We start from the raw sequence: 12,032 nt of genomic DNA on the forward strand, positions 1-12,032 counted from the left end.
CCGCTCTCGGGACGCCGGACGAGGAACCGGCCCCGGGGTCTTCGGGCAAAGAGCGCAAAAGCGCCGCGCCCCAAAAACAAGAACGAACCCAACGACTTCAAAGCTTGCAGGAGAAATACCACGTGGCGAGGATCACGCTTAGGCAGTTGCTGGATCATGCGGCGGAGCATGAATACGGGCTGCCCGCCTTCAACATCAACAACATGGAACAGGGCCTGGCCATCATGGAGGCCGCCGACGCGGTCGACAGCCCGGTCATCATCCAGGCCTCGCGCGGCGCGCGGAACTACGCCAACGACATCATGTTGGCCAAGATGATCGACGCCCTGGTCGACATCTATCCCCACATCCCGGTGTGCATGCACCAGGACCACGGCAACGGCCCGGCGACCTGCGCCACGGCGATCCAGTACGGCTTCACCTCGGTGATGATGGACGGCTCGCTGATGGAGGACGCCAAGACCCCGGCCAGCTACGAGTACAATGTCGACGTCACCCGCCGGGTGGTCGAGATGGCCCACGCCTGCGGCGTGTCGGTCGAGGGCGAACTGGGCGTGCTGGGCTCGCTGGAGACCGGTATGGGCGAGGCCGAGGACGGCCACGGCTTCGAAGGCAAGCTGTCGCATGACGAGCTGCTGACCGATCCGGACCAGGCGGTCGACTTCGTGCAGGCCACCGGCGTCGACGCCCTGGCCATCGCCATGGGCACCAGCCACGGCGCCTACAAGTTCACGCGCAAGCCGGACGGCGACGTCCTGGCCATGAACGTGATCGAGGAAATCCACCGCCGCCTGCCCAACACCCACCTGGTGATGCACGGCAGCTCCAGCGTTCCGCAGGACCTGCAGGACATCATCAACCAGTACGGCGGCGAGATGCCCCAGACCTGGGGCGTGCCGGTCGAAGAGATCCAGCGCGGCATCAAGCACGGCGTGCGCAAGATCAACGTCGACACCGACAACCGCATGGCCATCACCGGCGCCGTCCGCAAGCTGCTGATCGAGAAGCCGCACGAGTTCGACCCGCGCGCCTATCTCAAGCCGGCCAAGGACGCCATGCGCAAGGTCTGCCAGGCCCGCTTCGAGCAGTTCGGTTCGGCCGGCCACGCCGGCAAGATCCGCGCGATCTCGACCGCGGCCATGGCCAAGCGCTACCTGTCGGGCGAACTGAACGCCAAGTTCGGCGCCCCGGCCGGCAAGGCCGCCGCCGAGTAAGCCTTCCCGCTTCACGCAGGAACGAGGGCCCTTCCGGTTCGCCGGGAGGGCCTTTTTCTTTCACCGGGGCGCAGACGGACAGTTTCTTGCTGACCACAGCGCCCATAGGCTGCTAGAAGCCACCCGTCACCTCGGAGACGGCATCTTCATGCCCATGGGCCTGAACAGCTTCGACGCCTGCCGCGACGGTCTTGAGACCGCCGCCGGCCGCGTCGCGCCCGTCTCCGCCCGCGCGCTCCTTCTCACCGTACTTATTACCGCCTGGCCTTCAGGAACGGGACGAACGCGCGCGTCTTAGCGACCGCCGATCAGAGATCGCAGGATCTTCGAACCCCGCTCCTTCCAAGGTGCGGGGTTTTTTGTCGTGCGGTCCGTCGGCCTGACCCTCAGGAGAAACGACCATGACCTTGCAAGCCCCCTTCCCGTCCGAACAGCCCGCGCCGCCCATCGGCCGGATCCGCGCGGCCGCCCGCCGCTTCGTGCGCGGCCTGGCCGCCGACGAACTGCTGGAGCACGTGGGCCGCATCGAGTCGCTGGTGGCCGCGCCGCCCGCGCCCGAAGCCTCGCGGGCGGTGATCGTCGGGCTGGCGGGACTGGCGCCGTTCGACCCGGCCCGCGACCTGATCTTCACGGGCGGCGAGGGTCCGGCCGTGCGGCTGACGGCCTTCGATCGCAGGGGACGGGTGCTGCAGCGCGTCGAACTCGCCGCGCCGTGAGGTCAGAGCGCGGCCAGCCGGTTCAGGGCGGCGCCGGCCAGACCGCACAGCAGCACGCCGCCCAGGTACCACAGGCCCACGAACACGAAGGTCGAGTGCGGGCAGTGCAGGCCATAGACGCTGGCGGCCAGGCCGCCGGCGAACACGCCGGCCGCGAAGCCGGCCAGGATCGGCCGCTCGGTCTCGACGCCGCGCAGCACCGTCAGGGTCAGCAGCAGGGTCGGCAGGGCCAGGGCGACGACGTTGAAGAAGCATGCGCCCACCGAAGCCGGCGCGAACAGGCGCGCCAGCTTAGCCGGCTCCAACTGGGTGGCTTCGGTCGCGCCGCCGACGGCGAAGACCAGCAGCGCGATCACCGCCACGACGATCGCCGTGGGGGCCGGCGGGCCGCGCCGGATCAGGCGAGCCAGGCCGTCGAAGCCCGCGGCCGCCAGGGCCGCCGTATAGGCCATCTTCAGCCAGAAGAACGGCTGCTGCGGAGCGGTTTCGATGTCGGGGCGCAGGTCCAGCCAGAAGAACACGAGCAGCAGGGCCGCAAGGCCGCCGGCGACGCCGATCTCGGCCAGGCGCCAGGCCGGCCTGGTGGCCTTGGGCCGCCAGCCGGACGCGTCAGGCGTCCGCACGGCGAGCACGCCGTCGTCATAGGTCGCGTCGTCGAAGGCCAACCGCTTCCCCCCGCAACAGGCTTGTTTTTCGGCCGCCCGTCCCCTGGCGGCGTGCTCGTGAGAGGCGATCTCAAAAGCCGGGGCGAATGCGTAAAGGTTAGGCAGCGGAAGTCAATACCGACGTTCTGCGAGCCCTGTGGAGCGGCTGTGGACACACCCTCAATGCTCGGTTGAGCGGCGCCGTCGACCGTGAGCGGCGATCGCGGCGCCTCATCCGACGGCGGAAGGATCGCCGCGCCAGCGCCTGTCGACCAGCACCGCCAGTCCCACGCCGACAGCGTAGCAGGCCAGGTCCTTCAGATCGAACACGCCGCCGAACACCACCCGCGCCACGCGGTTGCCGCCCAGACCCGCATGGTCGAGCACGTGCAGCGCCTGGCCCAGTTCGATGACCGCGCCCAGGCCGAAGGCCGAGGCGGCCGCCACGCGCCGCCCGACGGGCGCCGCGCTTCGCATGGCGAAATAGACCATCGCCGTGGCCAGCACGTCGCCCAGATAAGGCCGCACGAAGCCGTCTCGCACGAACAGCGCGATGCCCACCTCGACCCCGAACAGGGTCGCCGCGGCCGCCAGGTGTCCGAACCGAATCCGCATGGTCCCTCCCCGCTCGAAGGCGGGGAGAAGGCCAAGCCAAACCCGTCAGTGCAAGGTGGGACGGACCGGAGGGCGACGCCACAGCTGGGCGGTCAGGGCGTTGGCCACGCCCAGCCAGCCCAGATCGGGCGATGAAGCGCCGCCGACCTTTCGGGCCTCGACGGCGTAGGCGGCCGAGGCGCCCAGCGACGCGGTGGCCACGGCCAGTTGCCCGCCGCCGCGCTTCGTGCCGAAGGCCAGCCACAGGGCGTTGAAACCCTGGGTCAGGCTCCACAGGGTCAGCGCCCGGGTGCGGGCGGGGCTGGAGGGCGCGTTCCAGGTGCGCAGGCCAGACAGGGTCATGGCGATGAACAGCGGCGGCAGCAGCAGGCTGGTCAGGGGCTTGGGCTGGTGGGCGACCGGCTCGTGCATCTCGGCATAGCCGACCGCGTACTCCTCGTCGTCGATCACCCGCTCGTGGCGGCGGCCCAGCAGGGTGGCGGCCAGGATCGCGCCGCCGGCCAGGGCCAGGCCTATGGCCAGCTGCGCGCCGGCGCTGTTGCCGCTGGTGTCCGGCTGGAACGCTTCGCGGCCGGCCAGGGCGCGGGGGGCGTACGGCTTGCCGGGGGTGATGCGCATTGACGGACTCCTCGTTAACTCGGAACCCTAAACCGTCCAGTTTCCGGCTTGGTTCCAGATGAACAGCGCCCCCGCGCCCATCCTGCTACGTCCCGCGCGCGCCGTCGAGGTCGAGGCGATCCGCGACCTCGAGCGCGCCTCGGCCCAGCGGTTCCTGGGCCTCATGGACGACATCGCCGCCGACGAGCCGACGCCCGCCCCGATCCTGGCCCGGCGAATCGTCGAGGGCGGCCTGCTGGTCGCGCAGGCGGGCGACGCCATCGCCGGCTTCGTGATGTTCCGTCCGCTGGAGGGCGGCCTCTATGTGGAGCAACTGGACGTGCTGCCCGCCTTCGCCGGCCGCCGGATCGGCGCGGCCCTGCTGGACGCCGTCGGCGAGCGCGCAGGCGACGGCGGCCTGACCCTGTCGACCTTTCGCGACGTGCCCTGGAACGCACCCTACTACGCCCGCCTGGGATTTGCGGAGGTCGGCGACCTGACGCCCGGCATGACCGCGATCCGCGCCGAGCACCTGGCGCGCGGCCTGGACGAGCGCGCGCGGCTGTTCATGCGCCGGCCGGGCGCGAGGCGACTACCGCCAGACGCGCGCCGTCGCGCCGCCCAACCTTGACCAGAATTTCATCGTGAACTCGGCCGACGAACAGGGGGAGTTCCAGGATGATGCTTCGAACCATGCTGGCGACGGCGGCGCTCGCCATTGCGACGTCGACGGCCGCCCACGCCCAGACGGTCTTTCCGGATCTGGCGCCCGGGTCGCTGGTCCAGGATTGCGGCGCGGCCAACGCCAGTCCCGACATCTGTCGCCTGCGCGAGGCGATCCCCGCCGAGACCATCGCGACCCAGCTGGGCCAGGCCCGTTCGGCCGTCTGGCGCGAGGGCGATCGCCTGCTGGTCGTCGCCCGCACGCAGGCGGCCGAGCCGATGCTGGCGGGCGCGATCCTGGCGCCCCTGGCCAAGATCGAGGGAACTGACCTGGCCACCCTGGTCGTTCGGATCCCCCGGCTCGACGAGGCGCTGATCGACGTCTTCATGGTCGGCGGGACGGGCCCGGTCACGCCGCTGGTCTATCGCGGCCCCAAGACCCCGCCGGCCCAGACACCCGTGCCTGAACTGCGGGGCCGACTGGTTGAAGAGAGCCTGGACGGCAAGGCCCTTGGCGCGCCGCGCGGCCTGACGGTCTACCTGCCGCCCGGCTTCGACCAGGCCAGGACCTATCCGGTCGCCTACCTCGCCGACGGCCGCAGCGTGGCCTTCTACGCCCGGTGCATCGAGCCGGCGATCCTCGACGGACGCATCCGGCCGGTGGTGCTGGTCGGCGTGCATTCCGGCCAGGGCCAGCAGCGCGCCGTCGACTACCTGCTCGACTGGAAGGGCTCGAGCGCCGGCTTCGAGGCGCACGAACGCTTCTTCCTCGACGAGGTGATGCCCCGGGCCGAGACGCTGTACGGCGCCTCGAAGAAGCGCGAGGAGCGCCTGGTCACCGGCAAGTCGAACGGCGGCGACTGGGCGCTGGACATCGCCCTGCGCCATCCCGACCTGTTCGCCCAGGCCGCCCCGGCGGCGATGGCCCGCACCAAGGCGCAGGGCGTCGAGACGCCGGGCCGGCCGCGGCTGCTTGTGACCACCGGCCTGTTCGATCCGCGGATCAACCGCTCGCGGGAGATCGTCGCGCGCGCCAAGGGCTCCGGCGACGAAGTCGCGCTGATCGAGCCGGTCAGCGGCCACGGCGGCCTGTTCTACCAGGAGCGCCTGATCGAGATCCTGGCCTGGGCCTTCGGCCGTCCGTAAGCGCCTGGAGGCCTTAGCGCGGCAGCAGCGAGATCGCGGTGCTGGCCACGGTGCTGACCGGCAAAGCCTTCAGATCGGGCGACTTGATCACCGCCACGTGGCCGCGCGGGCCGCACAGCGCCGGATCCGAGGCGTCGGAGAACAGGGCGATGGTCGGCGCGCCGGCCGCGGCCAGAAGGTGCGTGGGGCCGGTGTCGTTGCCGACCACCAGGGCCGCCTTGGCCCCGAGCACGGCCAGCTGGGCGAAGTCGGTGCGGCCGGTGAGGTCGCGCGCCTGGCCGGCGGCCTTCTGGATCTGGCGAGCCATGGCGCTTTCCTGCGGCCCGCCGATGATGACGATGTCGAGGCCCTTGGACTTCAAGAGGGCCGCCAGCTGGGCGTAGCTCTCGACCGGCCAGCGCTTTTCGGGCCGGTGGGCCGAGCCGCCGGGCACCAGCAGGACGTAGGGCTTGGGCGCCACCGCGCCGGCGACCGGACGGGCGTCCTTGTGCTTGCGCAGGATCCACGACAGGTCCGGCGGCGGAGCGCTGCCCGGCTCGGTCGGCGCATCGGGCCAGATGCCGGCCTGGCGCAGCTGGTCGGCGTGACGCTCCAGCGTGTGCATGTGATAGCGGGCGCGGCCGCGCTGGGGCAGGCTGGCGCCGTTGGCGATGCCCGACCACTGCGGCGGGAACGGCCGCAGGGCCTGGAAGTACCAGCCGGTGCGGTTGTTGGTCTGCAGGTCGTAGACGCGGTCGTACTTGGCCTTGCGGATCCGGCCCAGCATCTTGAAGAGGTCGCCCGCGTCGCTGGGACGGCCGTCCACCTCGACGGCGTTGAAATAGGGCGACAGACGGGCCAGGGCCTCGAACGGCGGGGTGGTCAGAAGGGTGATCTTGGCGCGCGGGTGCGCCTCGCGGATCTTCTTCATCGCCGCCAGGGCCAGGACGAAATCGCCCAGCGCGCCCAGCTTGATGACCAGGACCTTCTTGATCTCCTTGCTCAACCCTTCGACTCCGAAACTACCGCCCCAGCCTTCCGGGCGGCCATGACGCGCGCATAGACCTTAAGGGTCGCCTCGACCATCGCGTCCACAGAATACAACCGTCGCGCACGGGCGCGAGCCGCCATGCCCATCGCCTGACGCCCGGCGGCGCCCGCTTCGCAGGCGTCGTTCAGGGCCTGGGCCCAGGCCTCGACGTCGCCGGGCGCGGCCAGCCAGCCGGTCTCGCCCGGAACCACCGTCTCGCGCGTGGCGCCGTGGTCGGCGGCGATCACCGGACGCCCCATCACCTGCGGCTCGACCGCCGTGCGGCCGAAGGCCTCCGGCTCCAGCGACGGGGCGATGGCCAGGTCGGCCAGCAGATAGGCGGCCGGCATGTCGTCGCAGTGGCCCACCAGCCTGACGCTGTCTTCCAGGCCCGCCTGGGTGATCATGTGCTCGAGCTGCGCGCGATAGCCCTTGCGGCCCTGGTCGTCGCCGGCCAGCAGCAGCAGCACCCGCGTGTCGTTCAGGGCCTTCAGCCGCGCCACCGCCTCGATGGCCAGGCCCTGGCCCTTCCAGCGGGTCAGCCGGCCTGCCAGCAGCACCTTGAGGCGGCGCTCGTCGCTGGCCACGCCCCAGGCCTTGCGCAGGGCCTCGACCCGCTCGGCCGAGACGAAGCCGGGCTCGAAACGCGACAGGTCCACCCCGCGCGGGATCGCCACCACCTTGTCGGGGTGGATGCCGTGCTCGGCGATGACGTGGGCCCGGGTGTATTCGGAATTGGCGATCACCAGGTCGCCCTTGGTCATCACCGCGTTGTACCAGCGCTTGAGGCTGGACTTGGCGTTGTAGACCCCGTGATAGGTGGCCACGAACGGCGTCCGGGTGGCGTGGGCCGCCCACAGGGCCGAGAAGGCCGGCGCACGCGAGCGGGCGTGCACCAGGGTCACCTTCTCGCGGCGGATCAGGTCGATCAGGCGGGCGGCGTTGCCCAGCATCACCAGCGGGTTCTTCGACTGGGCCGGCATCTGGGCCAGGCGCCCGCCGTCGGCTTCCAGGCGCGAGGCCATGCGGCCGCCACGGGTCGCCACCAGGGCCTTGCCGCCCTGGGCCACCACGCCGTGCGCGACGTCGATCGTGGTCTGCTCGGCGCCGCCGGTCTCCAGTTCCGGAGTCACCTGCAGCAGGGTGAATTCATCGGGAAGGATGGACACGCCGCGCTCTGAAGAGGTTAGGAGGGGTTAGTTAGCGAAACGAACAAGGCCGCGCCATGACCGAAGTCCGTGATTTCCACCCGCGCGAGGAAAATCAACGTCTCGCCTACCGCAGGATCGACGGCGAAGGCCCGACGGTGGTGTGGCTGGGCGGCTTTCACTCCGACATGACCGGCACGAAGGCCCAGGTGCTGGCAGAACAGGCCCTGGCCACGGGCGGATCGTACGTCCGCTTCGACTATTTCGGCCACGGCGAATCGTCGGGCGCGTTCCGGGACGGCACGATCAGCCGCTGGCGCGCCGATTCGCTCGCCGTCATCGACGAGCTGACCGACGGCCCGCTGGTGCTGGTCGGCTCGTCGATGGGCGGCTGGCTGGCGTGCCTGGCCGCCATCGCCCGGCCCGAGCGGGTGAAGGCCCTGGTGCTGATCGCCCCCGCCCCCGACTTCACCGACAAGCTGATGGCCCCCGAACTGTCCGGCGAGGCCAGGACCGCCATCGCCCGCGACGGCTTCTGGATCCGGCCCTCCGAGTACGACGACGGCGGCTACGCCATCACCCGCGAGCTGCTGGAGGACGGCGCGCGCTGGTCGATCCTGCCCGGCCCCGTGCCGATCGACGTCCCGGTGCGGGTGCTGCAGGGCGGCGCCGACGCCGACGTGCCCTGGACCCACGCCCTGGAGCTGGCCAACGGCCTGGCCAGCCAGGACGTGGTCTTCTCGCTGATCAAGGACGGCGACCACCGGCTGTCGCGCCCGCAGGACCTGGAGCGGCTGACGGCCGCCGTGGCCGAGGCCCGCGTGCTGGCCACGCCCGTCGACGACGACCCCGTCGCCCGCCGCCTGGCCCGCGCCGCCCGCGCCCGCTCGGCGGGGCAGGCTCCCGCGGCCGCCTGGGCGGCGGCGGATCTGGGCGAGGAGGAGGAGTAGACCCCCAACTCCCGTCATTCCCGCCCTCGTGGCGGGAAGCCCTGGTTCAGCTGTCACGTGAGACGCAAGCGACGTGCTCAGCACGTCGCCCTCCCGCCCCTGCGGCTGACAGAGAGGTTCCCGCCACAAGGGCGGGAATGACGGGCGATAGAGGGAAGCGCTTCGCCCCCCTACCCCGCCAGGATCGCCGCCAGGCCTTCGCGGTAGGTCGGATACCTGGGCCGCCAGCCGAGTTCGGCCTTGGCGAGGGCGTTCGAGACGCGCTTGTTCTCGGCGTAGAACCGGCGGGTGGCCGGCGACAGGCCCAGGGCGTTGAACGGCAGGTCCGGCGGGACCGGAACGCCCAGCAGGCGGGCGGCGTGCTCCATGACGTCCTGCGGCGGGGCCGGCTCGTCGTCGCACAGATTGTAGACCGCCCCGGCCCGGGGCTTCTCCAGCGAGGCCAGCAGTCCCGAGACGATGTCGTCGCGATGGATGCGGCTGAACACTTGGCCGGGTTTGACGATGCGACGCCCCTCGCCGGCCTTCAGGCGGTCGAAGGCGCTGCGGCCGGGGCCGTAGATGCCCGGCAGGCGGAAGGTGGCCACCGTCAGGCCCATGCCCCGACAGACCTGGCGCCAGTCGCGCTCGGCCCCGACCCGGCGCGCGCCTTCGACCGACTGGGCTTTCAGCGGACTCGATTCGAACACCCAGCCCCCGTCGAAGTCGCCATAGACGCCGGTGGTCGACAAATAGCCGATCCAGTCGGGAAAGGCCTCGGCGGCGGCCAGGGCGGGAATCACCGCCTCCAGCGCCGGACAGCCCTCGCCGGTCGGCGGCGCGGTGACCAGCACGGCGTTCACGCCGCGCATCGCCTCGACCATGGCGGCCTTGTCGTCGGGGTCGACGGCGGAGAAGCCCAGGGCCTCGACGGCGGCCCGCGCCTGCGGCGTGCGGCCCGTGGCGCTCACCGACCAGCCGCGCGCGGCCAGAGATTCGGCGAAGGCGGCGCCGACATAGCCCAATCCGAACACGAACAGACGCAAACCCAGAGCCCCGCCCCTCAAATCCAAGGGATCAATGAGCCGTCGAAACGGGCCTTTCCGCAAGTGCGGCATTCATCCCCAATGAAGTTGCGCGACAGTGCTTGCCAAGCGCGGAACGCTCTGCCATAAGCCGCCTCCTCGTCGCGGGGCGCTGTTTTCAGCCTCTTCGATGCGGGCGTAGCTCAGTGGTAGAGCGCCACCTTGCCAAGGTGGATGTCGAGAGTTCGAATCTCTTCGCCCGCTCCATTCCCTCCCTTCGGGAGACGGATGGACGAGACAAGAAAATCGGTGCGCGGGCGTAGCTCAGTGGTAGAGCGCCACCTTGCCAAGGTGGATGTCGAGAGTTCGAATCTCTTCGCCCGCTCCATTTTCTTACCTTTCCTCACATTCTGATCCGGATGCGAAGCGGGGCCGTTTGGCCCGGCGGCAAATCCTGCTCTAACCTCCCGTCGGTTCATTCCGGGGAGCGTCCATGCGTCACCATCTTCTTCGCCTCGCCGCCGGCGCGGCCCTGTCGGCCGTGCTGCTGGCCAGCGGCGCGCACGCCGCGCAGGCGACCGCCTCGACCCAGCTGACGCAGGCCGTGAAGGCCTATGAGTCGGTGTCGGGCGCCGAGGACGAGGAAAGCGGTTCGGACGCCGCCCGCTGGCGCCTGCCGCCCGTCGGTCCCAAGGCCGACGCCGACCGCAAGGCCAAGTACGAGAAGGCCAAGGCGCTGCTGGCCGGCGTCGACGCCTCCGGCCTGTCCGACGACGAGAAGCTGACCCGCCAGATCCTGGCCTGGAGCCTCGACGACAAGCTCACGGGCCTGTCGTTCGACGAGAGCCGCATGCCGTTCAGCAGCGACGGCGGCTTCGACGTCACCCTGCTCTATCGCGCCAGCAGCGCGCGCCTGAAGGACGAGGCCGAAGCCAGAAAGTGGATCGCCCTGCTGGCCCAGGCCCCCGACTGGTACGCCGCCAACATCGCCGAGGCCCGGCGCGGGGTCGCCTCGGGCTTCGTGCACACGAAGATGACCGCCCAGTCGGTGCTGGAGCGCGCCCAGCGCACGGCCGGCACGCCGCTGGCCGAGGATCCGCTGCTGGCGCCGCTGCGCGCCCTGCCCGCCAGCGTGCCGGCCGATCGCAAGGCGGCCTTGATCGCCGAGGGCGAGGCGGTGCTGAAGGCCAAGGTCGCCCCGGCCCGCGCCAGCTTCGTCGCCTTCATGCAGGACGAGTACCTGCCCAAGGCCGCCACGAGCCTGGCGGCCGGCGACCTGCCCGACGGCAAGCGCTACTACGCCTTCCTGGTCAAGCGCTACACGACCACCGACATGACCCCCGACCAGGTGCACGAGATCGGCCAGGCCGAGGTGGCCCGCATCCGCGCGCGGATGGAGACGGTGATGAAGCAGGCCGGCTTCAAGGGCGACCTGCCGGCCTTCCTGACCTTCCTGCGCACCGATCCGCGCTTCTACGCCACCAGCCGCCAGCAACTGCTGGAGAAGGCCAGCGAGATCGCCAAGCGCGCCGACGACCAGCTGCCGGCCCACTTCGGAACCCTGCCGCGCCTGACCTACGGCGTGCGCCCCGTGCCGGCCAGCATCGAGAAGGGCTACACCACCGGCCGCTACTTCGGCGGCGACCCCAAGGCCGGCCGCGCCGGCGGGCTGATGATCAACACCTCCGACCTCGATCAGCGCGGGCTCTATGAGCTGCCGGCCCTGGTGCTGCACGAGGGCGCGCCGGGCCACCACATCCAGACCTCGCTGGCCCAGGAGCAGACCGGCCCCGAGTTCCGCAAGAACCTCTATTTCAGCGCCTTCGGCGAGGGCTGGGGGCTCTATTCGGAGTGGCTGGGCGAGGAGATGGGCATCTATCGCGACCCCTACGAGCTGTTCGGCCGCCTGTCCTACGAGATGTGGCGCGCCTGCCGCCTGGTGGCCGACACCGGCATGCACTGGAAGGGCTGGAGCCTGGAGCAGGCCCGCGCCTGCTTCACCGAGAACAGCGCCCTGTCCTCGACCAACATCGAGGTCGAACTGAAGCGTTACGTCTCCTGGCCCGGCCAGGCGCTGTCGTACAAGATCGGCGAGCTGAAGATCCTGGAACTGCGCAAGCGCGCCGAGACCGCCCTCGGCCCGAAGTTCGACGAGCGCGCCTTCCACGACCTGGTGCTGCTGGGCGGCTCGACGCCGCTGGCGGTGCTGGAGGCGCGGACGGACGCGTGGATCGCCGCGCGAAAATAAACGCCAAGCTGCGCCACGTCCCGGGGTTGACCCCATCGTCGCCCCGGGCCGAACCTCCCCGCCTGCATAAAAAGGGAG

At 70.7% G+C, this 12,032-nt stretch carries 12 protein-coding genes and 2 tRNA genes; 8 read left to right on the forward strand and 6 right to left on the reverse strand.

The annotated features are described in order from the left end of the window. The first annotated feature begins 122 nt into the window (after positions 1–122). Positions 123–1,214, forward strand: a complete 1,092-nt coding sequence (fba, locus tag G5B46_RS08450) for a class II fructose-bisphosphate aldolase (RefSeq protein WP_165257727.1) — start codon at positions 123–125, stop codon at positions 1,212–1,214. 401 nt (positions 1,215–1,615) lie between these two features. Further along, on the forward strand, positions 1,616–1,930 hold the full coding sequence (locus G5B46_RS08455; RefSeq protein WP_165257730.1) for a hypothetical protein: 315 nt from the start codon (positions 1,616–1,618) through the stop codon (positions 1,928–1,930). A 2-nt stretch (positions 1,931–1,932) separates the two neighbouring features. On the opposite strand, the gene G5B46_RS08460 is transcribed toward G5B46_RS08455, so the two are convergent. The 3 genes from G5B46_RS08460 to G5B46_RS08470 all read right to left on the reverse strand — a co-directional run bounded on the left by G5B46_RS08460 (position 1,933) and on the right by G5B46_RS08470 (position 3,807). Next, positions 1,933–2,595: a DUF1109 domain-containing protein gene (locus G5B46_RS08460; protein WP_165257733.1), complete on the reverse strand. Its 663-nt coding sequence runs from the start codon at positions 2,593–2,595 to the stop codon at positions 1,933–1,935. Between the two features lie 210 nt (positions 2,596–2,805). After that, positions 2,806–3,189 (reverse strand): DUF2809 domain-containing protein, encoded by a 384-nt coding sequence (locus tag G5B46_RS08465; protein WP_165257736.1) that lies wholly within the window; start codon positions 3,187–3,189, stop codon positions 2,806–2,808. 45 nt (positions 3,190–3,234) lie between these two features. Next, positions 3,235–3,807, reverse strand: coding sequence for a TspO/MBR family protein (locus tag G5B46_RS08470; protein WP_165257738.1), 573 nt, complete (start codon positions 3,805–3,807; stop codon positions 3,235–3,237). Positions 3,808–3,865: 58 nt separating this feature from the next. Between G5B46_RS08470 and G5B46_RS08475 the strand changes: the two genes are divergently transcribed. Continuing rightward, entirely contained in the window at positions 3,866–4,417 is a 552-nt protein-coding gene (locus G5B46_RS08475; RefSeq protein ID WP_165257740.1) for a GNAT family N-acetyltransferase, read from the forward strand. Between the two features lie 47 nt (positions 4,418–4,464). Further along, on the forward strand, positions 4,465–5,595 hold the full coding sequence (locus G5B46_RS08480; protein ID WP_165257742.1) for an alpha/beta hydrolase-fold protein: 1,131 nt from the start codon (positions 4,465–4,467) through the stop codon (positions 5,593–5,595). Positions 5,596–5,608: 13 nt separating this feature from the next. Here the strand turns inward: G5B46_RS08480 and G5B46_RS08485 are convergent, their stop codons facing one another. After that, positions 5,609–6,580: a glycosyltransferase family 9 protein gene (locus tag G5B46_RS08485; RefSeq protein ID WP_165257744.1), complete on the reverse strand. Its 972-nt coding sequence runs from the start codon at positions 6,578–6,580 to the stop codon at positions 5,609–5,611. Next, entirely contained in the window at positions 6,577–7,773 is a 1,197-nt protein-coding gene (locus G5B46_RS08490) for a glycosyltransferase family 4 protein (protein ID WP_165257747.1), read from the reverse strand. The genes G5B46_RS08485 and G5B46_RS08490 overlap by 4 nt, the downstream gene beginning before the upstream one ends. Positions 7,774–7,829: 56 nt before the next feature. On the opposite strand from G5B46_RS08490, the gene G5B46_RS08495 reads away from it, so the two are divergent. Continuing rightward, positions 7,830–8,702 (forward strand): alpha/beta hydrolase, encoded by an 873-nt coding sequence (locus G5B46_RS08495; protein WP_165257749.1) that lies wholly within the window; start codon positions 7,830–7,832, stop codon positions 8,700–8,702. Positions 8,703–8,872: 170 nt separating this feature from the next. Here the strand turns inward: G5B46_RS08495 and G5B46_RS08500 are convergent, their stop codons facing one another. Then, positions 8,873–9,727 carry an SDR family oxidoreductase gene (locus tag G5B46_RS08500; protein WP_165257751.1) on the reverse strand — a complete coding sequence of 285 codons (855 nt, stop codon included), beginning with the start codon at positions 9,725–9,727 and terminating at the stop codon, positions 8,873–8,875. A gap of 171 nt (positions 9,728–9,898) precedes the next feature. Between G5B46_RS08500 and G5B46_RS08505 the strand changes: the two genes are divergently transcribed. The 3 genes from G5B46_RS08505 to G5B46_RS08515 all read left to right on the forward strand — a co-directional run bounded on the left by G5B46_RS08505 (position 9,899) and on the right by G5B46_RS08515 (position 11,954). Next, positions 9,899–9,973: transfer RNA gene (locus tag G5B46_RS08505), tRNA-Gly, on the forward strand. A 46-nt stretch (positions 9,974–10,019) separates the two neighbouring features. Beyond that, positions 10,020–10,094: transfer RNA gene (locus G5B46_RS08510), tRNA-Gly, on the forward strand. Positions 10,095–10,199: 105 nt separating this feature from the next. Beyond that, positions 10,200–11,954: a DUF885 family protein gene (locus G5B46_RS08515; protein WP_165257753.1), complete on the forward strand. Its 1,755-nt coding sequence runs from the start codon at positions 10,200–10,202 to the stop codon at positions 11,952–11,954. Positions 11,955–12,032 lie beyond the last annotated feature (78 nt).

This window comes from Caulobacter sp. 602-2 (assembly GCF_011043625.1).
Lineage (GTDB): Bacteria > Pseudomonadota > Alphaproteobacteria > Caulobacterales > Caulobacteraceae > Caulobacter.

What these genes read in the sequence shown, in the direction of transcription:
- G5B46_RS08455 (WP_165257730.1), top strand. Translation starts at nt 1,616, where the DNA reads ATGACCTTGCAAGCCCCCTTCCCGTCCGAACAGCCCGCGCCGCCCATC.
- G5B46_RS08470 (WP_165257738.1), bottom strand. Translation starts at nt 3,807, where the DNA reads ATGCGCATCACCCCCGGCAAGCCGTACGCCCCCCGCGCCCTGGCCGGC.
- G5B46_RS08480 (WP_165257742.1), top strand. Translation starts at nt 4,465, where the DNA reads ATGATGCTTCGAACCATGCTGGCGACGGCGGCGCTCGCCATTGCGACG.
- G5B46_RS08465 (WP_165257736.1), bottom strand. Translation starts at nt 3,189, where the DNA reads ATGCGGATTCGGTTCGGACACCTGGCGGCCGCGGCGACCCTGTTCGGG.
- G5B46_RS08475 (WP_165257740.1), top strand. Translation starts at nt 3,866, where the DNA reads ATGAACAGCGCCCCCGCGCCCATCCTGCTACGTCCCGCGCGCGCCGTC.
- G5B46_RS08495 (WP_165257749.1), top strand. Translation starts at nt 7,830, where the DNA reads ATGACCGAAGTCCGTGATTTCCACCCGCGCGAGGAAAATCAACGTCTC.
- G5B46_RS08515 (WP_165257753.1), top strand. Translation starts at nt 10,200, where the DNA reads ATGCGTCACCATCTTCTTCGCCTCGCCGCCGGCGCGGCCCTGTCGGCC.